At 70.7% G+C, this 23,512-nt stretch carries 17 protein-coding genes; 7 read left to right on the plus strand and 10 right to left on the minus strand.

Annotated elements, in window-relative coordinates; genetic code table 11:
• Positions 1-21: 21 nt before the first annotated feature.
• Positions 22-1,479 carry a peptidoglycan D,D-transpeptidase FtsI family protein gene (locus ACFWY5_RS02005; RefSeq protein ID WP_379612441.1) on the plus strand — a complete coding sequence of 486 codons (1,458 nt, stop codon included), beginning with the start codon at positions 22-24 and terminating at the stop codon, positions 1,477-1,479.
• On the opposite strand, the gene ACFWY5_RS02010 is transcribed toward ACFWY5_RS02005, so the two are convergent.
• A complete protein-coding gene (locus ACFWY5_RS02010; RefSeq protein ID WP_379612442.1) occupies positions 1,476-2,123 on the minus strand; it encodes a TetR family transcriptional regulator in 648 nt (215 codons plus the stop codon). The genes ACFWY5_RS02005 and ACFWY5_RS02010 overlap by 4 nt on opposite strands.
• A 71-nt stretch (positions 2,124-2,194) precedes the next feature.
• On the opposite strand from ACFWY5_RS02010, the gene ACFWY5_RS02015 reads away from it, so the two are divergent.
• Entirely contained in the window at positions 2,195-3,487 is a 1,293-nt protein-coding gene (locus ACFWY5_RS02015; RefSeq protein ID WP_379630305.1) for a GH1 family beta-glucosidase, read from the plus strand.
• On the opposite strand, the gene ACFWY5_RS02020 is transcribed toward ACFWY5_RS02015, so the two are convergent.
• The 3 genes from ACFWY5_RS02020 to ACFWY5_RS02030 all read right to left on the minus strand — a co-directional run bounded on the left by ACFWY5_RS02020 (position 3,469) and on the right by ACFWY5_RS02030 (position 6,378).
• Positions 3,469-4,578 carry an NAD(P)/FAD-dependent oxidoreductase gene (locus ACFWY5_RS02020; RefSeq protein ID WP_379612444.1) on the minus strand — a complete coding sequence of 370 codons (1,110 nt, stop codon included), beginning with the start codon at positions 4,576-4,578 and terminating at the stop codon, positions 3,469-3,471. The two genes, ACFWY5_RS02015 and ACFWY5_RS02020, sit on opposite strands and share 19 nt — an antisense overlap.
• A gap of 64 nt (positions 4,579-4,642) precedes the next feature.
• Positions 4,643-5,488, minus strand: coding sequence for an RNA polymerase sigma factor SigJ (gene sigJ, locus ACFWY5_RS02025; protein WP_379612445.1), 846 nt, complete (start codon positions 5,486-5,488; stop codon positions 4,643-4,645).
• On the minus strand, positions 5,488-6,378 hold the full coding sequence (locus tag ACFWY5_RS02030; protein WP_379612446.1) for a coiled-coil domain-containing protein: 891 nt from the start codon (positions 6,376-6,378) through the stop codon (positions 5,488-5,490). Before ACFWY5_RS02030 ends, sigJ begins: the two co-directional genes overlap by 1 nt.
• Positions 6,379-6,568: 190 nt before the next feature.
• Between ACFWY5_RS02030 and ACFWY5_RS02035 the strand changes: the two genes are divergently transcribed.
• A complete protein-coding gene (locus tag ACFWY5_RS02035) occupies positions 6,569-9,586 on the plus strand; it encodes a M14 family zinc carboxypeptidase (protein ID WP_379630306.1) in 3,018 nt (1,005 codons plus the stop codon).
• 408 nt (positions 9,587-9,994) lie between these two features.
• Positions 9,995-11,428 carry an aldehyde dehydrogenase gene (locus ACFWY5_RS02040; RefSeq protein ID WP_379630307.1) on the plus strand — a complete coding sequence of 478 codons (1,434 nt, stop codon included), beginning with the start codon at positions 9,995-9,997 and terminating at the stop codon, positions 11,426-11,428.
• A gap of 434 nt (positions 11,429-11,862) precedes the next feature.
• On the opposite strand, the gene ACFWY5_RS02045 is transcribed toward ACFWY5_RS02040, so the two are convergent.
• From ACFWY5_RS02045 to ACFWY5_RS02060, 4 genes are read right to left on the minus strand one after another with little or no spacing between them, the layout of a single operon-like run.
• Entirely contained in the window at positions 11,863-12,618 is a 756-nt protein-coding gene (locus ACFWY5_RS02045; protein WP_379612449.1) for an alpha/beta hydrolase, read from the minus strand.
• 10 nt (positions 12,619-12,628) lie between these two features.
• On the minus strand, positions 12,629-12,979 hold the full coding sequence (locus tag ACFWY5_RS02050; RefSeq protein ID WP_184960361.1) for an AMP-binding protein: 351 nt from the start codon (positions 12,977-12,979) through the stop codon (positions 12,629-12,631).
• Between the two features lie 55 nt (positions 12,980-13,034).
• Positions 13,035-15,449 (minus strand): LuxR C-terminal-related transcriptional regulator, encoded by a 2,415-nt coding sequence (locus ACFWY5_RS02055; protein WP_379630308.1) that lies wholly within the window; start codon positions 15,447-15,449, stop codon positions 13,035-13,037.
• A 42-nt stretch (positions 15,450-15,491) separates the two neighbouring features.
• Positions 15,492-16,226 carry an AMP-binding protein gene (locus tag ACFWY5_RS02060; protein ID WP_379612451.1) on the minus strand — a complete coding sequence of 245 codons (735 nt, stop codon included), beginning with the start codon at positions 16,224-16,226 and terminating at the stop codon, positions 15,492-15,494.
• A 78-nt stretch (positions 16,227-16,304) separates the two neighbouring features.
• Between ACFWY5_RS02060 and ACFWY5_RS02065 the strand changes: the two genes are divergently transcribed.
• Both ACFWY5_RS02065 and typA read left to right on the plus strand, forming a co-directional pair.
• Positions 16,305-16,844 (plus strand): TetR/AcrR family transcriptional regulator, encoded by a 540-nt coding sequence (locus ACFWY5_RS02065; protein ID WP_379630309.1) that lies wholly within the window; start codon positions 16,305-16,307, stop codon positions 16,842-16,844.
• Between the two features lie 72 nt (positions 16,845-16,916).
• Positions 16,917-18,770: a translational GTPase TypA gene (gene typA / locus ACFWY5_RS02070; RefSeq protein WP_379612453.1), complete on the plus strand. Its 1,854-nt coding sequence runs from the start codon at positions 16,917-16,919 to the stop codon at positions 18,768-18,770.
• A gap of 51 nt (positions 18,771-18,821) precedes the next feature.
• On the opposite strand, the gene ACFWY5_RS02075 is transcribed toward typA, so the two are convergent.
• Positions 18,822-19,436, minus strand: a complete 615-nt coding sequence (locus tag ACFWY5_RS02075) for a hypothetical protein (RefSeq protein WP_379612454.1) — start codon at positions 19,434-19,436, stop codon at positions 18,822-18,824.
• A 142-nt stretch (positions 19,437-19,578) separates the two neighbouring features.
• Between ACFWY5_RS02075 and ACFWY5_RS02080 the strand changes: the two genes are divergently transcribed.
• Positions 19,579-22,068: a hypothetical protein gene (locus ACFWY5_RS02080; protein WP_379630310.1), complete on the plus strand. Its 2,490-nt coding sequence runs from the start codon at positions 19,579-19,581 to the stop codon at positions 22,066-22,068.
• On the opposite strand, the gene ACFWY5_RS02085 is transcribed toward ACFWY5_RS02080, so the two are convergent.
• Positions 22,065-23,492, minus strand: a complete 1,428-nt coding sequence (locus tag ACFWY5_RS02085) for a DUF2079 domain-containing protein (RefSeq protein WP_379612456.1) — start codon at positions 23,490-23,492, stop codon at positions 22,065-22,067. The two genes, ACFWY5_RS02080 and ACFWY5_RS02085, sit on opposite strands and share 4 nt — an antisense overlap.
• Positions 23,493-23,512: the final 20 nt, after the last annotated feature.

Consider the following 23,512-nt stretch of genomic DNA (forward strand, 5'->3'; position numbering starts at 1 on the left):
CCGGCTGTTAGACCGAGGAGCATGGCCGGACCCAGGGCGAAACGGATCAACATCCCCCTGCGCCGAGTGGCGCTGGTCTGCTCGGCGATGTTGTTCGCGCTGCTGGCCAACGTCACCTATCTGCAGACGTTCGAGGCGTACAGCCTGAACGCCGATCCGCGCAACCAGCGCACGATCATCGCCAGGTTCGACCATGCCCGGGGGGACATCGCCACCTATGACGGTTCGGTGATCGCCTACAGCGAGCGCGCGTACGGCGGGCCGTACCTCTATCGGCGGGTCTATCCAGAAGGGAAGCTCTACGCGCCCGCGACCGGCTACCTGTCCCTCTACCGCGAGACCGGCGTCGAGCACGCGGAGGACGGCGTGTTGTCGGGGTCCGACGCCAAGGTCAAGGTACGCGCGCTGGTGAAGGACGGGAGCGCGGCGGGGGCCGACGTCCGGCTGACGATCGTGGACCGGGTGCAGCGGGCCGCCTACGACGCCTTGAAGGCGACCGGGCGGCCCGGCGCCGCCGTGGCGATCAACCCGGTGACCGGGGCGATCCTGGCGATGGCCTCGTATCCGTCCTACGATCCGAACGCCTTCGCCGGGTTCGACGCCCGCGAGCTCGCCGAGACCGACCGGCGGCTGCGCGCCGACCCCGGCAGGCCGCTGCTGAACCGCGCGCTTGGCCAGAACTATCCGCCCGGCTCGACGTTCAAGGTCGTGACCGCGGCGGCGGCGCTGGCCTCCGGCGCGTACACGCCGTCCTCGCAGGTGGACGCGCCCGTCCAGCTGCAGCTTCCCGGCACGACCACCTCCCTGGGCAACTCCGGCGGGACGCCGTGCGGCGACGGGCATCCGCCGCTGGGCTACGCCTTCCAGGTGTCCTGCAACACCGCGTTCGCCAACATCGGCCTCGACCTGGGGCCGGACACGCTGCGGGAGGGGGCGCAGGCGTTCGGGTTCGACACCGACGAGCTGACCGTGCCGCTCCCGGTGGCGGAGAGCGGTTACCCGAAGGGCTTGGACCAGGCGCAGACCGCCCTGTCGGCGATCGGCCAGTACGAGGACCGGGCGACGCCGTTGATGATCGCCATGATGTCGGCAGCGGTCGCCAACCGGGGCACGCTCATGCGCCCGTACCTGGTGGAGGAGGCCCGCCTGCCCGACGGCTCGGTCATCAACCGCGCCTGGCCCACCGAGTACCGCACCACGATGCCCGAGACGGTGGCGGCCGACCTCACCGCGATGATGGTCTCCGTCACCCAGCCCGGTGGTACGGGCGCCGCCGCGGCGATCCCCGGCGTGGCGGTGGCGGCCAAGACCGGGACGGCCGAGCACGCCCAGGGGGCGGCGGCGCACGCCGTCATCACCGCCTTCGCCCCGGCCGACGCGCCGGAGGTGGCGGTGGGCGTGGTCGTGGAGAACGGCGGTTCCGGTGGCGAGACGGCCGCGCCGATCGCCCAGGCCGTCCTCCGCTCGGCGCTCCCCTAGGGAAGGTGGTCGGCCAGGTAGCGGCGGACCAGTTGCTTGCATTCGGCGATCAGTTCGGGGTCGCCGTCGGGGTGCATGCGGAACGCCAGCTTCAGCACCGCGTCCGTGGCCTCCACCGCCACCAGCAGCGCCCGGTCCAGCCCCGACCCCGCGGGGGCGTGGAGCAGGTCGACGGTCAGCGCCCGCAGCCGGTCGGCCACGATGACGTTGTTCTCCAGCGCCGCGTCCAGCGTCCGGTTGGTGCCCTCGACCGCGGGTCCGCCGGGCGTCGGCAGCACCTCCCCGAAGTCCACCACGGCGAACCCCGGCGTCGTGCGCTTCATCGCGACGAACTCGTCGATGGCCAGGTCGACGAGGTCGGTCCAGTGCTCAAGGTCGGCTCCGGCGATCCGCTCGGTCACCCGCTGGAGGAACGCCTCCAGGTTGCGCATGGCCAGGGCGCGGACCAGCCCCTGCTTGTCGGGGAAGAACTGATAGAACGTGCCGATCGGAACCTCGGCTCGGCGCGCGACCTCCTTGGTGGTCAGCGCGTCGTACCCCACCTGGTCGAGAAGCAGCGCGCACTCGTCGAGCATCCGCTCAACCCTCTCCACGCTGCGGCGCTGGGCGGGGCGGCGGCGCAAGGTACTCGTCATGTTCTCCATCCTGGCGCATTACCAGCAAGTACAGTCTTGCTCTTTCGGCCCGGCAATTACATGAGTGATACTCACCTCTTATGAGCACCTTCTTGTGGGGTACGGCTACCGCCGCCTACCAGATCGAGGGCGCCGTCGCGGAAGACGGCCGGGGCCCCTCGATCTGGGACACCTTCACCCATGAGCCCGGCCGCGTACGCGACGGCCACACCGGCGACGTGGCCTGCGACCATTACCACCGCACCGCCGAGGACATCGCGCTCATGTCCGGTCTCGGCGTCAACGCCTACCGCTTCTCCATCTCCTGGCCGAGAGTTCAGCCTGGCGGCCGTACCAACGACAAGGGTCTGGCCTTCTACGACCGCCTCGTGGACGACCTGCTGGCCGAGGGCATCACGCCGGTGCCCACCCTGTTCCACTGGGACCTGCCGCAGGAGCTCCAGGACGAGGGCGGCTGGATGAACCGCGATATTTCCGAAAAATTCGCTGATTACGCCGCCATCGTGGCCCACCGCCTGGCCGACCGGGTCGAGACGTGGATCACCCTCAACGAGCCCTTCGTCCACATGGCCTTCGGCTACGCCCTCGGCGTGCACGCCCCCGGCCAGAGCCTGCTGCTCGACGCCCTGCCCACCGCCCACCACCAGCTCCTGGCCCACGGCCTGGCCACCCAGGCGCTCCGCGCGGCCGGCGCCCGCGAGATCCTCATCTCCAACAACTGCACCCCGGTCTGGCCCGCCTCCGACCGCCCCGAGGACCTCGCCGCCGCCGAGGCCTACGACACGCTGCACAACCGGCTGTTCAACGATCCCATCCTCACCGGCGCGTACCCGGACCTGTCGGCCTTCGGCAAGGACGCCCCGCAGGACGGCCTGGACGTGATCTCCACCCCCATCGACGGCCTCGGCGTCAACTACTACAACCCCACCCGCATCGCCGCGCCGCGGCAGGACGGCTTCCCCTTCGACGACGCCGGCATCACCGGTTACCCCACCACCGCCTTCGGCTGGCCCGTCGTCCCCGACGGCCTGCACGAGCTGCTGACGGGCCTCAAGCAGCGGTACGGCCAGCGGCTCCCGCCCGTCTACGTCACCGAGAACGGCTGCTCCCAGCCCGACAGCCTCTCCCCCGACGGCACCGTCGACGACCCGGAGCGCATCGCCTTCCTCGACGGCCACCTCGCCGCGCTCCAGCGGGCCCGGCGGGACGGCGTGGACGTGCGCGGCTACTTCGTCTGGTCGCTGCTGGACAACTTCGAGTGGGCGGAGGGCTACAACCAGCGCTTCGGACTGGTCCACGTGGACTTCGAGACGCTGCGCCGTACGCCCAAGAGCTCCTACCACTGGCTGAAGGACTACTTGGGCCACCAGTAGGAGCGCGGCAGCAGGCGGGCGACGCGCAGCGAGCCGGCCGCGTACCGGCAGATCAGCTCCTTGACCCACGCGCCCGGGCGGCCGGGCACGATCAGCTCGATCGGCGAGTCGTCGCGGCGCACGACCTGGATGACGCCGTCGCGGCGGCCGAGGCTGACGCACTGGATCATGTAACGGAAGCGGAAGGGCCGGGCCGCGCGGCCGCGGGCGCGGGCGTTGACGGCATCGGCCGCGTGCGCGGCGATCGGCATCCCGACCGCGCACGACATGCGCGAGACCCCGGCCCTCGGCAGGTCCACGGCGGCGGCGTCGCCGACCACGTAGACGTCGGAGTGGGAGACCGAGCGCAGGGTGGCGTCGACCAGCGTCCTGCCGCGCCCGTCCACCGCCAGCCCGGCCTTGGCCGCCAGTTCCGGCACGGCGAACGAACCCGCCCACACCACGACGTCGGCCTCGATCGGGCCCTGCGCCGTGCTGAGCCCGCCGGAGGTCACCGCCTCGACCCGCGTGTCCGCGTGGACGCTCACCCCCAGCCTGGACAGCACCTTGGCGACATGCGCGCGGCCACGGCGCGACAGCCCGGCGGCCGGGTGGGCGCCGGTGACCAGCTTGACCTGCCAGCGCGGGTACGACTCGGCCAGTTCCGTGGCCAGCTCGATCCCGGTCAGCCCGCCGCCCACCACGGCCAGGTGGCCACCGCCCCGGCGCAGCCGTTCTCCCAGCTCGGCCGCGTTCTCGGCGGCGTAGGCGTGCTCGGCCACGCCCGGGACGCTCGTGTCGGTGAAGCTGCCCAGCGCGTACACGAGCGTGTCATAGCGGAACTCGCGCCCGTCTCCCAGCGTGATGGTCCTGGCTTCGGCGTCGATGCCGGTGACCCGGCCCTCGACGGTCCTGATGCCGGTCCCCCGGGTCAGCTCGGCCAGCGGCGTGCTCACCGACGGCCGCCCCGCCGCCAATTCGTGCAGCCTGATCCGCTCGGTGAAGCTGTCGCCGGCGCTGATCAGGGTGATCCGGTGGCGCCTGTCGAGGCGGAGCGCCGCCGTCATGCCCGCGTAGCCGGCTCCGATGACCACGATGTCCATGATGCCCATGTCCGTCTCCTGTCCTTCGCTTCTGCAGGGGAGACAGGACGGTTGAGGAAAACGTCTGAGTGAACTACCTCACATGGCCCAGCTTGTCGGGATTTCTCACCACATCAATCTCGGTGATCCGCCCGTCGGAGACGGTGAAGGACATGACCGTGTCCACGGCGGCACCCTCGTTCACGATCACGACGCCCGGACCGCCGTTGACCTCCCGGAAGTGCGCGGCCATGCCGGTGAACCAGCGCTCGACCAGCCCCATCACGACCCTGGCCACCTTCTCGGCGCCGACGACCGGCACCAGCGCCGCGCCCACCACGCCGCCGCCGTCGGAGCGCCAGACCACGTCCGGGTCGAGCACCGCCACGAGCGCCCGGAGGTCGCCGGTGGTGGCCGCCGCGGCGAAGGCCCGCACCGCCGCCGCCTGCTCGTCGCGGTCGAGCGAGCGCCGCGGCGCGTAGTCCCGCACGCGCAGCCGCCCTCGCGCCGCGAGCTGCCGGACCGCGCCGGGACTCCTGCCCAGGATGCCGGCGATCTCCTCGTACGGCATCGCGAACACGTCATGCAGCACCAGCGACGTCCGCTCGGCCGGGCTCAGCCGTTCCTGGACGGCCAGCAGCGCCATGCCCACGGACTCGTCCATGGTCGCCCGGTCCTCCGGCCCCGGCTCCTCGACCACCGGCTCGGGCAGCCACGGCCCGATGTAGGACTCGCGCTTGGCGCGGGCGGAGCCGAGCTGGTCGTAGCAGATCCGGCTCACGACGGTGGTCAGGTAGGCCCGGGGCGCGGTGACGGCGGCCTGGTCGGCCTGCCGCCAGCGCAGCCAGGTCTCCTGCACGGCGTCGTCGGCGTCGGCGACGCTGCCCAGCAGCCGGTAGGCCACGGCCCACAGGTGGCTGCGGTGCTCCTCGAAGTCCATCAGAAGACGGAGACGTGGACGTGGTCGTAGTGGTTGGCGGTGACGCTGCCCCGGTCGGACATGGGGTCCCAGCCGCCGCCCGAGCGGATGTCGTAGTAGCGCTGCTTCCAGATGATGTACATCACGCCGAGGCGGGAGCCGTTCTTGATCAGGAACTCGGCCAGGGCGTCGCCGCGGTCGGCGTCGGCGCCGGAGGCGTAGCCGCGCGAGATCATGAAGTCGCAGGCCCGGCCCTTTCCGTGCTCGCCGGGGTCGCCGGGGCGCAGGCAGCCCACGCCGTAGGGCATGGGGAAGTTCTGCATGACCTCGATCTTCACGCTGGTCATGCGCTGGGTGAGGCCCGCGCCGCCGGTCGGGGTCTGGAAGCCGTACTTGGCCAGGAGTTTCTCGACGTCGCGCCGCTTGTCGCGCATCTCCTTGATCTTCTTCTCGAGTTCCTTGATCTTGGCGTCGGCCGCCTTCTTCGCGGTGTTGGCGCTCTTGATCAGCTGCTCGATGCGCTGGACCCGGCTGGTGCGCTCGTCGGACATGTACTGCATGTTCGCGGCCTGGCCGAGCAGCATGGCGGGGTCGGCGATGGCCAGGAGCTGGGTGCCGTCGAGCGGCCCGCTCATGTAGGTGCTCTGGGCGATGTTGGCGACCTCGCCGCGCGCCGCGCCGAGCTGGCCCCTGAGCTTGTCGGCGTTCTCGGTGGCCTTCTTGGCCTGGATGCGCGCGTCCTCCAGGAACTCGATCTGGCCACGGAAGAGCTTGTTGAGCTGGGCGGCCTGCTTCGTCAGCTTGCGCAGCTGCGCGGGGCTGCCGGGATCGGCGGTGGCGGCCTGCGGAAGGGGCGCTGCGAGCAGGCCGACGAGCACGGTGGCGATGGCGGCGAAACGCCTGACTCCCACGCTCGTCCCTCCCCTCCTAGACGTGGTGACTATAGAAGATGATCTTGGTCGTTGCCACCGGAACCGACTAACCCATGCACCATTGGCGAAGTATCTACCACTTTGTGAGGTAGCCCCGAACTTTGGGTCTTGCCGAGGACACCCCGCGGAGCGAAATTGCGAGCGAATCGTCTCTGCGAAGGGGCAGACCGTGTCACGTTCTCTAACGCTCCTCACAGCCGTCTTAATCGGCTTAGGCAGCTCCCTGGTCTCCGTCGAGGCCCAGGCGTCGGTCGTGGATCCACTGCCGCCCAGCGATCGTATCGAGCTCTACCAGCTCGACAGCCCGCTCGGCACCGGCGAGAGGCTCAGGGAGGCAGGCTTCGACGTCGTACAACAGCAGGTCAACGGCGGTAAGGAGCACATCGAGCTGACCGCCGACCAGGCGGGGCTCGCGGGGCTCGCCAAGCTCGGCCACAAGCCGGAGCCCGTACGCAACCAGCAGGGCCAGACACAACTGGAGGCGGCCAAGGCCCAGGCCGCCGGCGGCTACACCGTCTGGAAGTCCTACACGGAGCCGGGCGGCATCGCCGACCAGCTCAGGTCCATCGCCAACGCCAACAAAGACGTGGTCAAGCTGATGTCCATCGGCAAGACCATCCAGGGCAAGGACATCCTCGCCGCCAAGGTCACCTCACTGGCCCGCATCCTGCCGGACGGCGCCAAACCCGCGGTCTTCTACTCCGCCACGCAGCACGCCCGCGAGTGGATCGCGACCGAGGTCAACATGCGGCTGCTCAAGCACGTGGTCGCCAACAAGGCGTCGCTGCGCAGTCTGCTGGGCACCACCGAGCTCTGGTTCCTGCCGGTGGCCAACCCCGACGGCTACGACTTCAGCTTCACCGAGGGCAACCGCCTCTGGCGTAAGAACCTGCGCGACGTGAACGGCGACGGGACCATCACCCGCGGCGACGGCGTCGACCCGAACCGGAACTTCCCCACGAACTTCCACTACGACGAGGAGGGCTCCTCCTCGATCCCGAGCAGCGACACCTACCGGGGCGCCGGCCCGGCCAGCGAGCCGGAGACCAAGGCGTTCGACGGCCTGATGAAGCGCATCCGGTTCGCGTTCAACGTGAACTACCACTCCTTCGGCCCGCTGCTGCTCTACCCGCTGGGTGTGCAGATCGCCACGGAGACCGCCGACAACCCGATCTACGAGGCGCTGTCGGGCGACGACGCCAACCCGGCGATCCCCGGCTTCGACCCCGACCTCGGCGCCGAGCTGTACATCACCAACGGCGACACCAACGACCGCGCGCACTCCCAGTACGGCACGCTGTCCTGGACTCCCGAGCTGAACGAGGGCTGCGAAGGCTGCGGCTTCGTCTTCCCCGACGACGAGGCGCTGGTCCAGGCGGAGTTCGAGAAGAACATCCCCTTCGCACTCGACGTGGCCAAGTCGGCGCGCAACCCGGTCGAGCCCGTCAGCCACCTGGGCAACACGACACCGGACTTCGTCCTGGACACCTTCGAGACCAGCAACGGCCGCGACCAGGTCGTCCAGGTCAACGCCAAGCGCAAGCTGGGTCCGATCTGGCTGCAGTACCAGGTCAACGGCGGGCGTACCAAGACCGTGCTGACCGGCGAGTGGCGCGGCGGCGAGCGCTACGGCGACGGCTACAACCGCTACTACCACTGGATGCGCGGCAAGATCACCGGCACCCGGCCAGGCGACACGGTGAAGGTCTGGTTCAGCTCGATCGCCAAGAAGAGCGACTCCTTCACCTACAAGGTCAACAGCGACATCGGGGGCAAGGTTCTCGTCCTGGCCGCCGAGGACGTCACCGGCATCAGCCCCGTCCAGGGCGTCACCGAGGCGAAGTACGCCGACGAGTACGTCAAGTCGCTCGACGAGGCCGGCTACAGCTCCGACGTCTACGACGTGGACAAGGCCGGACGCAAGGCCCCGCACCCGCTCGGCACGCTGAGCCACTACAAGGCGATCGTCTGGGAGACCGGCGACGACATCATCCCGAGAAGCGTCGGCCAGGCCCCCGGCACCACGTCCAAGCTGGGCGTGGACACCGAACTCGCGGTGCGCGACTACCTCAACGAGGGCGGCAAGCTGCTGCACGCCGGCAAATACCCGTCCTACGCCGCCAACAACAACGGCGCCTACTTCTACCAGCCCAACCAGCCCACGCAGCCCGAGTGCACGACACCGTCCGACCCGCCGTGCATCCCGATCTTCAACGACTTCCAGCAGTACTGGCTCGGCGCCTACGTCTTCTTCGACGACGCCGGCACCGACCACGGCACCGGCAACCCCTTCGCCCTCCAGGGCAAGGGCGGCAGGTTCGAGGGCTTCAACGGCACGCTCGAACCCACCCACACCAACTCCTACGTGGCCACCTCGGCGATCCTGCCCGCCGCGCAGTTCCCGCGGTTCGCCAGCTCCGCCCAGATCAAGTGGGTACGGCCCGGCGGCCCCTTCGACCCGCACACCGGCGCCTGGGACGTCTACAGCGGCATCGCCGACGTCTCCTGGAAACGCCTGACCAAGACCGTCAACCTGACCGGCAAGAGCAGCGGCGACCTGTCGTTCTGGACCTCCTACGACACCGAGGGCGCCTGGGACTTCCTGACCGTCGAGGCCCGCACCGCCGGGCAGGACGACTGGACCACCCTGCCCGACGCCAACGGCCACACCACCCAGGACACCGGGGAGAGTTGCAAGACCGAGAACTCCGGCGGCTGGCGCGACATCCACCCCTTCACCCAGCGCTACCAGGGCGTCAACTGCGAGCCCACCGGCACCTCCGGCGCCTGGCACGCCGCCTCGGGCAACTCGGGCGGCTGGCAGCAGTGGAAGATCGACCTGACCCCGTACGCGGGCAAGCAGGTCGAGCTGTCGATCTCCTACATCAGCGACTGGGCCACCCAGGGCGCCGGCGTCTTCCTCGACGACTTCACGGTCACCCTGGACGGCGCGAGCGCCGAGCAGACCTCGTTCGAGTCGGACCTGGGCGGCTGGACCGCGGCCGACCCGCCGGCGGGGTCGGCGCCTTCGGCCAACAACTGGTTCCGCACCGACCAGCTCTTCGAGGAGGGCGGCGGCATCGTCACCCGTGACACGGTCTACCTCGGGTTCGGCGCGGAGAGCCTGACCACGCAGGCCATCCGGACCGATCTGGTGAGGAGGGCGATGAAACACCTGATCGGCTAGCCACTCAGGCGGGCGGCTGCCAAGCGGAGTAAACACCGGGCACCATCACGAGGCCCCACCCCGCTCCGGCAGCCGCCCACCCCCGAACCCGCATCCCCTCCCACCACCGCCTCCTCCCTCCGCGGCCCCTCCCCCGGCCGCAGCCCCAGGCCTGCGCCCCCTCCCACGCCGCACCCCACCCCTTCCTGAGCCCCACCCCCGGGGCCAGGCCCCTCCCAGGCCGTGTCCCCTCCCGGGCCCGTGGCCAGCGACCCGGGCCCGTAGGCTTCCCGAGTGGCGCGACGGGGTGCTGAGGCTCCTCGTGCCCTTGCCGTTCTGGACAGAACATGGTTCGGTTTCCCTGGACACGGCTCTTCGCCAGAGGAAGACTGAACCAAGCAAGCATTCGGTCGGTAGGAGGCTCACGACATGCGCCAGCACGACACGCTGTTCATCGGGGGCGAATGGGTGGCCCCCGCGGGCACCGGTGTGATCGACGTCATCTCCCCGCACACCGAGGAGGTCGTGGGCCGGGTACCCGACGGCACCCCGGCCGACATGGACCGCGCGGTCGCCGCCGCCCGCGCGGCCTTCGACCACGGCCCCTGGCCCCGCATGACCTTCGCGGAACGCGCCGCGGCCATCGGCAGGCTGGCCGACATCTACGCCGCCAAGCAGGGCGAGATGGCCGCGCTCATCACCGAGGAGATGGGCTCGCCGATCACGTTCTCCAACCTCGCCCAGACACCTCAGCCGCTCGGCATGCTGCAGTTCTACGCCGAGTACGGCAAGACGTTCGAGCAGGAGGAGGAGCGTCCCGGCCTGTTCGGCCCCACCACCGTCCGGCGCGAGCCCGTCGGCGTGGTGGCCGCGATCGTGCCGTGGAACGTCCCGCAGTTCGTCTCGATGACCAAGATCGCACCGGCGCTGCTCGCCGGATGCACGATCGTGCTCAAGCCCGCGCCGGAGACCCCGCTCGACTCCTACATGTTCGCGGACATGATCACCGAGGCCGGCATCCCGGCGGGCGTGCTCAACATCGTCCCCGCGGGCCGCGAGGCCGGCGAGCACCTCGTCTCCCACCCGGACGTCGACAAGGTCGCCTTCACCGGCTCCACCGCCGCCGGCCGGCGCATCGCCGCCATCTGCGGCGAGCAGCTCAAGCGGGTCAGCCTCGAACTGGGTGGCAAGTCCGCCGCCATCATCCTCGACGACGCCGACCTGCCCGCCAGCATGGGCATGCTCGCCATCGCCTCGCTCATGAACAACGGCCAGGCCTGCGTGGCCCAGACGCGCATCCTCGCCTCTCGCAACAGGTACGACGAGGTCGTCGAGGCCGTCGCCGCCATGGTCAGCTCCCAGCCCGTCGGCGACCCGGCCGACCCGGCGACCGGCATCGGCCCCCTGGTCGCCAAGCGGCAGCAGGAGCGGGTGGAGGGGTACATCAAGATCGGCATGGACGAGGGCGCCAAGGTCGTCGTCGGCGGCCTGACCCGCCCGATGGACCGCGGCTGGTACGTGGCCCCGACCGTCTTCGCCGGCGCCACCAACGACATGCGGATCGCCCGCGAGGAGATCTTCGGCCCCGTGCTCGCCGTCATCCCCTACGAGGACGAGGCGGACGCGCTGCGCATCGCCAACGACAGCGAGTACGGCCTGTGCGGCACCGTCTGGACCGCGGACACCGACCACGGCATGGACATCGCCCGCCAGGTCCGCACCGGCACCTACGGCGTCAACTGCCTCATGCTGGAGGCCAACGTCCCGTTCGGCGGCTACAAGGCCAGCGGCCTCGGCCGCGAACTCGGCCCCGAAGGCCTGAGCGCCTACCTGGAGTACAAGACCATCGCCCGCCTGGGCTGACCCACCAAAAACCCGAACCCCCGACAAGCCAAACCCGGCGCCGGATCACCCCGGCGGCGGGTGGACCCGGAAGCGGGTGAACCCCGAAAGGCGGGGTGGGCCCGGATGCGGGTGGGCCGGGAAGCGGGTGAACCCCGGAAGGCGGGGTGGGCCCGGAACCCGGGTGGGCCCGGAACCCGGGTGGACCCGGAAGCGGTGGGTCCGGAAGCGGGTGGACCTGGGCTGACCTGGGGAAAGTGCGGAGGTACGAGAGGGGCCCGCGATCCCGCGGGCCCCTTCGCACGTCTAGATGGCACCCAGCGCGCCCCCGCAACGCTGGGCGACCGCCTGACTACATGAAGTATGTCCTACGGTCTCCACCCGGGGCGGTTTCCTTCCCCAAGGACTTTCTCCCGGCGGTTTTCTTCCATCCGCCCTAGGTAGACGCCTATTACTCAGGAAAGGTTCGAATCAATCCACTTTCCGATCCGGAGAACCAGATCGGGCCTGGCCGCCGACTCGGCGTGGCCGTACCCCGGCTCGATCCACAGCTCCTTCGGCTCCCGGGCGCCGTCGTAGAGCTGACGGGCGTGCTCCAGGGGAAAGAACGTGTCCGCGTCCCCATGCACGATCAGCAAGGGCGTGGGCGAGATCAGGGCGGCGGCCTCGTGCGGCGGCATCGGCACCGGGTCCCACTGGCCGCGCGCGATCCGGGTCCGCTTGACCACGCGCGCGGCGATCCGGCCGATCGGCTTCTCGATCGCCCAGTGGACCTGGCGCATCGGCTTGGTGCCCCGGTAGTACCACCGCGCGGGGCCGCTCACCGCGACCACCGCGTCGATCCCCCCGTGCAATCCCGCATGCCGTACGGCGACCGCCGCCCCCATGGAGAAACCCACCACGGCGATCTTGCGGTATCCGATGACCCGCGCGTGCCGTACCGCGGCCTCCACGTCGTGGACCTCAAGGTCGCCCACGGTGCTCTCGCCGCCCGAGTGCCCGTGCCCGCGGAAGTCGAAGGACACCACGCCGCCGAACCGGCTGAGCACGTGCGTGATCCGGCGCGTGTCCGCGCACCGCCACGACCCGGTGAACCCGTGGGCCAGCACGATCCCGGCATCAGAGGCGGAGGCGGAGGGCGTGTGGACCCCTTCCAGGCGGATGCCGTCCGAGGTCCTGAGCATGACGGGAAAATTCTTCGCAAGCGGCATGAATCCGAGCTTAGGCACCCAGCTCAGCGGCGCTCATCACCACCCTGATCCTGGAGTCCTGGGCCGCCGCGAGCGCCCGCGGATCGTCGGAGATCATCAGCCGGGCGGAGCTGGTCACGACCCGCTCCCAGAGGCCGTCGCCGTCGGGCGCCAGCGGCGAGACGGCCGCTCCCGCCGCCATCACCGCGTCCGCCGCCACCAGCAGGTCGGATCCGACCGGCAGGCAGATCAGCACCGTGTCACCCGCCCGCACCCCTCGCCGCCGGAGCAGCGCGGCCGCCGTGGCCAGCCGCTCATCGTGCTGTTCTTCGGTGAGCGTCTGCCCCGTCCCGGGGTCGATCATGACGATCCGCTGGTCCATGCGACCACGGTAGGGACGCCGGGTTCCGCGCGCATGGGGCGGATTATGCAGATGATTATGCAGAAGGAACACCATGGTCGGCGGCCCACACGGCGATCTGCGCGCGCGAGGTGTAGCCGAGCTTGTCCATGATGTTGGCGATGTGCCGGGCCACCGTGGCGGGGCTGATCACCAGCTCCTCGGCGATGGCCTTGTTGGACAGGCCGCGGGTGAGCATGCCGGCGATCTCCTGTTCGCGGGTGGTCAGCAGTGAGGCGCGTACCGGCTCCACCTGGACCGGGCCCGCGGCCGGTTCCGGCCTGCGCCCCTCAAGCACCTGCGTCGCCACCTCGTACGCCGGCCGCGAGCGCCCCCTCGACCACAACGACGTGGTACGGCCCTCGCCCAGCTTGGCGCGGGCGGCCGACAGCAGTTCGTCGACCTTGACCGAGCCGGTCCGCTGGCCCATCGACTCGCGCAGGGCGGCCACCGCGGACGAGGCCAGCACCGCGCTCTCCAGGTCGCCCTCGGCCCGCGCCAGCGCGGACAGCGACACCAGGCAGCGGTTCATGGCCTGGCGCAGGCCGCACTCGCGGGCCATTGCGACCGCCTCGGCCAGCCGTTCGCGGGCGGCGGCCAGGTCGCCGAGGTGCGCGCAGACGCGGCCGCTCCTGGCGAGGTTCTGGGCCAGGTCGCCGCGGTTGCCGAGCTCGCGCAGCCAGGAGATGGCCGCGTCGTAGTGCTCGGCCGCCGACTCCAGGTCGCCGCGGGTCTCGGCGGCAAGACCCAGGTGGGAGGCGGCCATGGCGAGAATCCACGGATGACCGTGCGCGCTCGCCACGGCGTAGGCCTCCTCGGCGCCGCGCTGGGCCTCGCGCTGGCGGCCGCGCTGCAGCGAGTAGATGGACCCCTCGATGAGCGCCCCGGCCTCGTTGAACCGGTCGCCGTTGTCCCTGGCCACCGCCAGCGCGCTGTCGATGTGGGCGGTCGCCTCGTCGCCCCTGCCCATGCGCAGCAGTGCTCCGCCGGCCACCGTGTGGGCCGTGGCCAGGACGAACGGGTCCCCGGCCATGCCGGCCAGTCCCTCGCGGGCGGCGGCCAGGCCGCTGTCGAGGTCGTCGCGGGTCAGCAGCCCGTACGCCAGGTAGCCCTTCGCCAGCCCGATCTGCTCCGGCGCCACCAGGCTGAGGTCCTGCCGCAGCAGCCGCTCGACCCAGCCGACGACCTCGGCGGCGCTGCCGCCCAGCGAGAGCAGGCCGCTGCTGCGCATGCACAACCGCAGGCCCATGGTGACGTTGCCGGAGCGCAGCGCCCACTCCAGCGCGGCCCGCTGGTCGGCGAGCCGGTCGCGGCTGCCGGTGTGGGCGGCCAGCCGTTCGCGCCAGGTGACGCCGGGCGTGAGGAACTCCGCGTCGAAGGCCCGCTCCTGAAGCTTGCACAGCACCCTCAGGTGCAGGTCGCGTACCATCCGCTCCTCGTCGGAGTCGGCCAGCCGCTCGGCGGCGAACTGCCGGATGGTGTCGAGCAGCCGGAAGCGCCCGCGGTCCTCGTCGCAGACCACCAGCGACTTGTCGACCAGCGCGCCCAGCAGCGTGACCATGCGCGACTCCGACAGCGGCGGCTCGGCGCACACCCGCTCGACCAGGTCGAGGTCGAAGCCGCCGGCCAGCACCGACAGCCGGCGCAGCAGCGTCTTCTCCGCCTCCGACAGCAGATCGTGGCTCCACTCGACCGCCGCGGCCAGCGTCCGCTGCCGGGCGGGAGCCGTACGGTCGCCGGAGGTGAGAAGTGCGAACCGGTCGTCGATCCGGTCGGCGATCTGGCCCGGACTCAGCATGCGGGTGCGGGCGGCGGCCAGTTCGATGGCCAGCGGGAGCCCGTCGAGCGCGCGGCAGAGCCTGGCCACGTCGGGCAGGCTCTCCTCGCCGAGCTGGGTTCCGGCGGCCCGCGCCCGGTTGAGGAACAACTGCACCGACTCGGCCGCCGACGGGTCGGCGCCGGGCAGGTCGAGCGGCGGCACGTGCCAGATCAGCTCGCCGGAGATGCGCAGCGCCTCCCGGCTCGTGGCCAGCACCCGTATACCCGGGCAGCCGGCCATCAGCGCCGCCGCCGCGTGCGCGGTGGCCTCGACGAGGTGCTCGCAGTTGTCCAGCAGGACCAGGCAGCTCGACCCGGCCAGCCGGGTGACGACGGCGTCGGTGAGGTCGCGGCCGCGCTCGCTCTCCAGCCCGAACACCTCGGCGATCTCCTGCATGACGAGCTCGGGCCGGGAGATCTTGGCCAGCTCGACCGCCCACACGCCGTCGGCGAAGTCGTCGAGCAGCCGGTGGGCCACGCGTAACGCCAGCCGCGTCTTGCCGATGCCGCCGACTCCGCACAAGGTCACCGCGCGCGTCTCGTCGAACATCGCGCACAGGTCGCCGATGTCGCGCTCACGGCCGACGAACCGGTTGGGCTCGGCCGGCAGGTTGTGCCGCGGGGCATCCGCCATGACTTCACAGTGGCGCACTTGGCGCGCTCTGTCACCGTTTTCTCACAGCGCGAGTGAGCTCGTGACCGCCCGGTCGTCGACCACCCGCAGCAGCGGATCGCCCAGCAGCCGCCTGGCCAGCTCGTACGGCGCCACGACCAGCGTGGCCGCGTGCTCGCTGGCCAGCACCCTGCAGCCGATCAGCGTCGGCTCGTGCGCCACGACCACGTGCGCGCCGCACATGAGCGCGAGGTCCAGCGCGCGCAGCGCCTTGAACACGTCGGTGACGGCCACCAGCACCACGTCGTCCTTGTCGATGAGCAGCCGGGCGGCGAGCCTGCGCAGGTCGCCGGCGAGCTCCTCGTGGCTCAGCACCCGCCGGCCGTCGAGGGTCAGCGCCGGTCCTGCCAGCGGGCCGAAGTCCACGCGCTCCTCGCCGATCAGCGAGGAGAACCGGTCCGGTCCCTGGCCCGGCTCGAAGGTGAACACCTTCTCCGCCCGCGTCTCGCGCATCCGGTGGACGACGGCCAGCCGCGCGACGCCGCCCGGATTGAGCAGCGCCACCCCGCCCGCCCAGGCGACGGCATGCACCGCGCACGGCAGTGCCGCGCCCGGAGGCAGGTCGACCAGCGCGTGGTCGCCGTACCTCAAGCCGTGACGGCGCAACCCGGCCGCCGCGTGAGTGACTCGGCGGACGAGAGTGGCATAGGTCATGACCTCGCCGGTCCGTACGTCGGTGACCGCGGGACGGTCGCCGCCGGCCGGAGCCGCGTTCATGACCAACTCTGTCCAGGTCATGCCGTCAATGTAGGGAGCAACGCCCGCCCCGGCATCATCATGAATGTGCAAGCGGCTATGTATCTCTACGCTTGCGCCATGGACGAGACGGCCGATCGCATCCTCGATGCCGCTTTCGCGCGGATCGTGGAGCACGGCCTGCGCCGGACCACCATGGACGACGTCGCCCGCGCGGCGGGCCTGTCGCGGGTGACCGTCTACCGCCGCTACTCCCGCAAGGGCGACCTCATCCAGGCGTTGATCATGCGAGAGCTCCACCGGTTCCTGAAGGAGTTCGAGGCGGCGGTGGGGCCGCTGCCGACGCTGGCCGACCAGGTGGCGGAGGGGTTCGCGGTCACCCTGCGGGGAGTGCGCGGGCACGCGCTGCTCGGCAGGCTCCTGGCCGGGGAGCCGGAGACGATCCTGCCGCACCTGACGCTGGAGGCGGGGCCGTACCTTAGGGTGGCGAGGGAACATCTGGCCGGGCATCTGCGCAGCCCGGAATCAGAAGCGGTCGCCGAGGTGTTCATAAGGGTGACCCTGTCGTTCCTGCTCACCCCGGACAGTGTCGTACCCCTGAGCAGCGATGAGGAGGCCAGGGCGTTCGCCGCCCGGCACCTCGTGCCGCTCCTGCCATGAGCGGGATCAACTAGACTTAATAGGCCGCGGTTCGCGCGGTCTGCCTCCACGAACACAGAGCGAGACGTCATCATGCCTTTGAACAGCCGCGACGACCTGCGGAACATCGCGATCATCGCGCACGTCGACCATGGCAAGACCACGCTGGTCGACGCCATGCTCTGGCAGTCCGGGGCCTTCCGCGCCAACCAGGACGTCGACGACCGCGTCATGGACTCCAACGACCTAGAGCGCGAGAAGGGCATCACCATTCTCGCGAAGAACACCGCCGTCAAGCACGGCGACATGACCATCAACATCATCGACACCCCCGGCCACGCCGACTTCGGCGGCGAGGTCGAGCGCGGGTTGTCGATGGTCGACGGCGTCGTGCTGCTGGTGGACGCCTCCGAGGGCCCGCTGCCCCAGACGCGCTTCGTGCTGCGCAAGGCGCTGTCGGCGAAGATGCCGGTCATCCTGTGCATCAACAAGGTCGACCGTCCCGACTCCCGCATCGCGGAGGTCGTCGACGAAGTTTACGCACTGTTCATGGACCTCGACGCGACCGACGACCAGATCGACTTCCCGATCGTCTACGCCTCGGCCAAGGCCGGGCGCGCCGCGCTGGCGCGGCCCGACGACGGCGGCATGCCCGACTCCGAGGACCTCGAGCCGCTGTTCGACATCATCAAGTCGACGATCCCGGCGCCGACCTACGACCCGAGCGCCCCGCTGCAGGCGCACGTCACCAACCTCGACGCCTCCTCCTACCTGGGCCGGATCGCGCTGTGCCGTATCCACCAGGGCAAGATCCGCAAGGGTCAGCAGGTCGCGTGGTGCCGTACCGATGGCACGATCCAGCGCGTCAAGATCACTGAGCTGCTCATGACCGACGCGCTGGAGCGCAAGCCCGCCGAGGAGGCCGGTCCCGGCGACATCATCGCGATCGCGGGCATTCCCGAGATCATGATCGGTGAGACGCTGGCCGACCCCGAGGACCCGCGCCCGCTGCCGCTCATCACGGTCGACGAGCCGGCCATCTCGATGACCATCGGCACCAACACCTCGCCGCTGGTCGGCAAGGCCAAGGGTTCCAAGGTCACCGCCCGCATGGTCAAGGACCGCCTCGACAAGGAGCTCGTCGGCAACGTCTCGCTGCGCGTGCTGCCGACCGAGCGTCCCGACGCGTGGGAGGTCCAGGGCCGTGGCGAGCTGGCGCTGGCCATCCTGGTCGAGCAGATGCGCCGCGAGGGCTACGAGCTGACCGTCGGCAAGCCGCAGGTCGTCACCAAGGAGGTCGACGGCAAGCTCCACGAGCCGGTCGAGCGCCTCACGGTCGACTGCCCCGAGGAGTACCTCGGCGCCGTCACCCAGCTCCTCGCCGTCCGCAAGGGCCGCATGGAGCACATGACCAACCACGGCACCGGCTGGATCCGCATGGAGTTCGTGGTCCCGGCGCGCGGCCTGATCGGCTTCCGCACCGAGTTCCTCACCGAGACGCGCGGCACCGGCCTGGTGCACCACGTCTTCGAGGCCTACGAGCCGTGGTTCGGCGAGCTGCGCACCCGCAACAACGGCTCGCTGGTGGCCGACCGCTCCGGTCCGGTGACCGCGTTCGCCATGCTCAACCTCCAGGAGCGCGGCACGCTCTTCGTCAGCCCCACCACCGAGGTGTACGAGGGCATGATCGTCGGCGAGAACTCGCGCTCCGACGACATGGACGTCAACATCACCAAGGAGAAGAAGCTCACCAACATGCGCTCCTCCACGGCCGACGTCACCGAGACGCTGACGCCGCCGCGGGTGCTGTCGCTGGAGCAGGCGCTGGAGTTCATCCGGGACGACGAGTGCGTGGAGATCACGCCGGAGACGGTCCGCATCCGCAAGGTCGTGCTGGACGCCTCCACCCGCGCCCGCACCGTCGCGCGGGCCAAGCGCAACAACTGACACACCACGTCAAAGGGGTACGGCGGGCGTCTGCCGTACCCCTTCGGCGTTCTATTGCAGCGACAGCCGCCGCTGCTCCCCCACCGGGGGCCGGGCCCAGGTCACCTCACCGTCGTCGATGAGCCCCTGGACCACCTCCCGCATGGCGGCACCGGCGGCGTGGCGTCCGGCCGCCTTGGCCAGATCGATCATCAGCGTGTTCTCGTCCTCGCCCGGGGCGATCACCGACACGTAGCCGAGTTCGGCGTCGCCGTACCAGCTGCCGAGGTTCTCGGTGACCTCGCGCACGGCGGCGAGGACCTCGGTGGAGGCCGTCCCGCGCAGGTGCAGGACCCCGGGCTGCGCGACCTCGACGCAGACCTTCATGAGCCCTTCGACCGCGCCTTCCGGGTCGCGCAGCGCGTTGTGGCTCAGGGCCGCGAAGCGCGCGGCCAGCACGTAGAGCGAGATCGCCCGCGGCGGGTCCGCGAGCGTCAGAATCCCGTGTTCCCCGTGGATGGTGAGCTTGCCGCCCCCTTCTTCGTAGGCGCGCAGACCGGTCATGAAGGCGGTCTCCGCCTGGGCGCTCAGTTGTAGCTGCCAGCCCCACTTCCGCTCGACCGGGAAGCGGCCGTCGTCGGCCTGTCCCTTCTGCTTGTCGCGGCGAAGCCGCCGGGTGATCCACACGATTTCGCAGTCCCCTCTCTGCTCATCGGGCACAAAGGGGGCAGATTAGCCCGATCTCCCAGTTCGCGGACCGGTGTAATCACACCGTTACCTAGGTCCGTGGAACATCAGCGGTCTCACATGAATCATCCAAGGTGTGGGCTTGATCCGGAGGGTCGTCGCGTACGGGCTCGCCGCCCTTTCGGCTGCGGCGATCATCTGGTGCACGCTCACGGCGATGCCGGTGGATCGGCCGCTGTCGCGGGGACAGCCCGACGGGTCGCGGCCGCTGCCCTCCGGCGCGGCCGACGAGCGCAGGGCAACCACCGACGTCACCATCGCCAGGGCCACCGCCGCCGACCTTCGCCAGGTGCCGCCGGCCCGCATCGACGAGCGCCGGCATCAGGTCAGGGTGACGATCACCCACACGTTCCGCATGGACGAGGACGACCCGCTCGCCGGCTGGATCAGGGGCAGCGTGCCCCCGGACCTGCGGGCGATCACCGACAAGGGCCTCGGCGCGCTCAAGGTGGGCGGCGGCTGGCTCGCGCCCACCGTCAGGTACCCGGCCGAGCTCACCACCTCCGGCGGCAAGTCCACCGCCGAGTTCCGCGTGATCGTGCTGCGCCAGTTGGCCAGGGGCGAGGAGCTGACGCTGGAGTTCCAGGCGCCCGGCGTCCAGCCCTCGCTGATCAACCAGCGCACGATCACGCTGTTCCCCACCGAGTGGAGCGTGCTGCGCACCTCGGGTCTCGAACCGGAGCGGGAGGAGGCCGAGCGGCTGCAGTTCACGGTGAACTACCAGGTCACCGTCACCCTCGTTCACGACTCCCACGGCTTCGTCGACCATGAGGAGGACGAGGCCTTCTCCTGGGGCAGCGAGCTGGCGATCGTCACCGCGCTGCTGCTGGTCGCCTTCCTGCTGCGCTCGCTCGGCCGCCCGTGGTGGCAGCGGCTCCACAACCGGGAGCTGTTCATCGGCCTGATGCTGGCCGCGCCCGTGCTGGCCAGCCCGTTCTACGCCAAGGGCCTGCAGGGCATCGCGTACGTCGTGATGTTCGGCGTGCTGCCCGCGATCGCGGTGCGCCACGCCAGCCGCATGGTGCCCACGCCCGCGCCCTGGACCAGCCGCGACGCGCTCGCGGTGACCGCGCTCGGCGTGTTGGTGGCCTTCGCCATGTTCCTGTGGTCGGCCCGCCACATCCAGCTCCACCCGCCCCAGCTGATCACCGGCGTCGCCGTCGCCGCGCTGGCCGCGGCGGGCGCCGCGATCGCCTTCAGCGCCGACCTCGGCATCCGTTTCGTGGTGGTACGGCTGGCCGCCGTGGCCGCCGGAACCGCCATCGGCACCCTGGCGCTCGCCCTGTGGTTCAAGGCGCTCTTCTACGACGTCTACCCGCCCGACAGCGTCCACCTGGTACTGGGCCTGTTCTGGTCGCTGATCCCGATCGGCGCCGTCGCCGTCGTCACCAGAACCTGGTCGCGCGGCGCCGTCGTGGCCGCGGTGATCCTCAGCCTGCTCATGCAGGGCTGGCCCACCGAATGGCTCGACGACGGGTCCTGGAGCACGCCCGTCGACCATCCCGAGCCCATGCTCGGCACGCTGGAGCTCACCCCGCTGATCCGCGGCGTGCTCGGGCTGCTCCTGCTCGGCTTCGTCCTGCTGATCCTGCGGCTGCGCCGCCTGGGCGGCGAGCTGGGCGCCGTGCACCACCGCGCCGCCGTGGCCAGCGTGACCGTCTGCCTGATGGTGCTCCACCTGTCGCCCAGAGGCACCGGCAGCCTGCCCGACCTCGACGTCACCGTGCCCCTGCTCTCGGTCACCTCGGTCTTCGCGTGGATCTCCGCGTGGTGGCTGCTCGGGCCCGTACCGGAGGGGCTGGACGAGCCGCGTACCCCCGAGGAGCACCGCGCGGTGGTGCGCCGCGCCCTGCACAAGCGGCTGCTGCTCGTCTCCGAGCAGGAGCTCTACCGCGTCGGCCGCGGCAGGATCGGCGCCGGAGAGCTGTCGATGGGCGACTTCGAGCAGCAGCGCGACGAGCTCGAAACCGCCCTGGACGGGCACGGCCGCCACCCCGAGACCGCCTTCGCCACCAGCGCCGCCTGCACGCCCTGGCACAACGGCGTGCACGCCTTCGTGATCTGCCTGCTGCTGAGCCTGCCGTTCCTGTTCATGTACGGCCTGCCCACCGGCCCCGACCTGGCCAGCTACCTCTTCGACGCCCGTTACCTGCTGACACTGCCCGCGTTCGGCTTCCTGTTCGGCTACTTCTACCCGCGCATCAGGGGCACGCAGCCAATGACGAAGGTGCTGCACCTGATGGCCGCCGCCCTGGTCACGGAGCTGTCGGCGTACCTGCCCGCCTTCGCCGAGCCGGACGTCTCCGCCTTCGACAAGCTCCAGTTACTGGCGATCGTGGTCGGGCAGGTCGCGCTGGTCTACATCGGCCTCGGGCTCTTCTGGGAGTGGCGGCTCATGCACCTGGCCGGGGAGCCGTGGGGCCGGGTCAGAAACGTCCGCAGCCTGCGCAGCCTGGCCACGCCGCTGGTCGCGGTCCTGATCGCCGTGGTCACCACCGCCGCCACCTCGGCCGCCAGCCAGTCCGTCGACCGGATCCTGCGCGGCGACCAGGTGCAGACCGGCGGCCCCTAGAGCTTCGGATCCGGACCAGGCCGGTGCAGCACGACATAGGCGTCCTGCCGGAACCGGATCTGGTACCCCGCCGCCACCAGCGCGTCGAGCCGGTCGGCCTGCTCCGCCGCGTTCTTGAACGGGAACACGCGCCGCCCGACCTCCACCACCACCCAGGGCGCCCACCGGGGCGTACGGTCGAGCAGCAGCACGCGCGCCCGTCCGGTCAGCAGCGGCCCCAGGTTGTTGGCCACCTCCACCAGCGCCCCGTCGGGCACCGTGGCCACAGCCCCGGCGGCGGCCACCTCCCGCGGCTCACGCCGGTACGAGCCGGGGTCGGCGAGCTGCGCCAGCGAGAAGAACGGCACAGCGGCCAGCGCGAACACCACGATCCCCGCCACCCAGACCTTCCGCAGCCGCCCGAACCGCCGCACCGTGTCGACCCCGGCCGCGAAGATCACCACGACCAGGAACGCGTTGTAGTGGTACTCGGGCACCCACCAGTTGGGGAACGAGCTGGCCAGCATCCGCTCCGCCAGCAACGGCACCGCCATCAGCACCAGCGGCGAGCCCAGCGCCGCCAGCGCCGAGACCCCCAGCAGGAGCAGCAGGGTCACCAGCTTGACCGGCGGCGTCCCCAGCAACCCGAAGGCGGTGAGCGGGTCGGTCACGATCGTCCGCACCGCGCTGGACACCCCGTCGCCGAGCGCCCCGTAGGCCCAGTAGTAGTCGGGCCGCCCGCCGAAGGCCGGGATGAGCACCTGCGAGGCCAGCCCCGTGAACGCCACCCCGCCCAGCACGAACCCGCCACCGAGCACCCGCCACCCGGCCTGGGTCAGCAGCACCAGCCCGAACCCGGCGACCAGCAGCCCCATGTCCTCCTTGACGCACAGCAGCCCGAGCGCGGCCACCACGACGGCGACCTTGCGCCCGGCCTGCCGGCGTTCGAGCATGACCGCGGTGAGCAGCGGCACGAACGCCACCTCGTGGAAGTCGAAGGCCACCGCCTCGGCCACCGGCCACGACAGCGTGTAGGCGATCGCCACCCCGTAGGCGGCTCCCGTCCCGAGCGCCCGCCGGGCGAACACCCAGAGCGGCACGGCCGCCGCCGCCAGCAGCACCGACTGCGCGATCAGCAGCGTCTCCGGCCCGTCATGCAGCCAGTAGAGCGGCGCCAGCAGGGCGAGGATCGGCGACCAGTGGTCCCCGAGCACGGAGAAGCCGGCCCCGAAGTCGTTGTGCACGCCCTTGACGATGGCGATCGGCAGCCGGAACTCGGAGTAGGACCGCACCGCCTGATCGAAGATCACCAGATCGTAGGTGCCGGCCTTGAGCGCGTGGACCCGTACGAACGACAGCACCGAGTAGACCACCGCGGCCACCCCGGCGATCCCCCAGATCCACAGCCACTCCCGCCTGGAGGCCCCGGGAACGTCGCCGAACACGCTGCAACGGTACCGGTGCC

This window comes from Nonomuraea sp. NPDC059007 (genome assembly GCF_042740555.1).
Classification (GTDB): Bacteria; Actinomycetota; Actinomycetes; order Streptosporangiales; family Streptosporangiaceae; genus Nonomuraea.

Coding starts and splice junctions, on each gene's coding strand:
- ACFWY5_RS02005 (WP_379612441.1), top strand. CDS start 22: ATGGCCGGACCCAGGGCGAAACGGATCAACATCCCCCTGCGCCGAGTG.
- ACFWY5_RS02010 (WP_379612442.1), bottom strand. CDS start 2,123: ATGGAGAACATGACGAGTACCTTGCGCCGCCGCCCCGCCCAGCGCCGC.
- ACFWY5_RS02015 (WP_379630305.1), top strand. CDS start 2,195: ATGAGCACCTTCTTGTGGGGTACGGCTACCGCCGCCTACCAGATCGAG.
- ACFWY5_RS02020 (WP_379612444.1), bottom strand. CDS start 4,578: ATGGGCATCATGGACATCGTGGTCATCGGAGCCGGCTACGCGGGCATG.
- sigJ (WP_379612445.1), bottom strand. CDS start 5,488: ATGGACTTCGAGGAGCACCGCAGCCACCTGTGGGCCGTGGCCTACCGG.
- ACFWY5_RS02040 (WP_379630307.1), top strand. CDS start 9,995: ATGCGCCAGCACGACACGCTGTTCATCGGGGGCGAATGGGTGGCCCCC.
- ACFWY5_RS02045 (WP_379612449.1), bottom strand. CDS start 12,618: ATGCCGCTTGCGAAGAATTTTCCCGTCATGCTCAGGACCTCGGACGGC.
- ACFWY5_RS02050 (WP_184960361.1), bottom strand. CDS start 12,979: ATGGACCAGCGGATCGTCATGATCGACCCCGGGACGGGGCAGACGCTC.
- ACFWY5_RS02055 (WP_379630308.1), bottom strand. CDS start 15,449: ATGGCGGATGCCCCGCGGCACAACCTGCCGGCCGAGCCCAACCGGTTC.
- ACFWY5_RS02060 (WP_379612451.1), bottom strand. CDS start 16,226: ATGACCTGGACAGAGTTGGTCATGAACGCGGCTCCGGCCGGCGGCGAC.
- ACFWY5_RS02065 (WP_379630309.1), top strand. CDS start 16,305: ATGGACGAGACGGCCGATCGCATCCTCGATGCCGCTTTCGCGCGGATC.
- typA (WP_379612453.1), top strand. CDS start 16,917: ATGCCTTTGAACAGCCGCGACGACCTGCGGAACATCGCGATCATCGCG.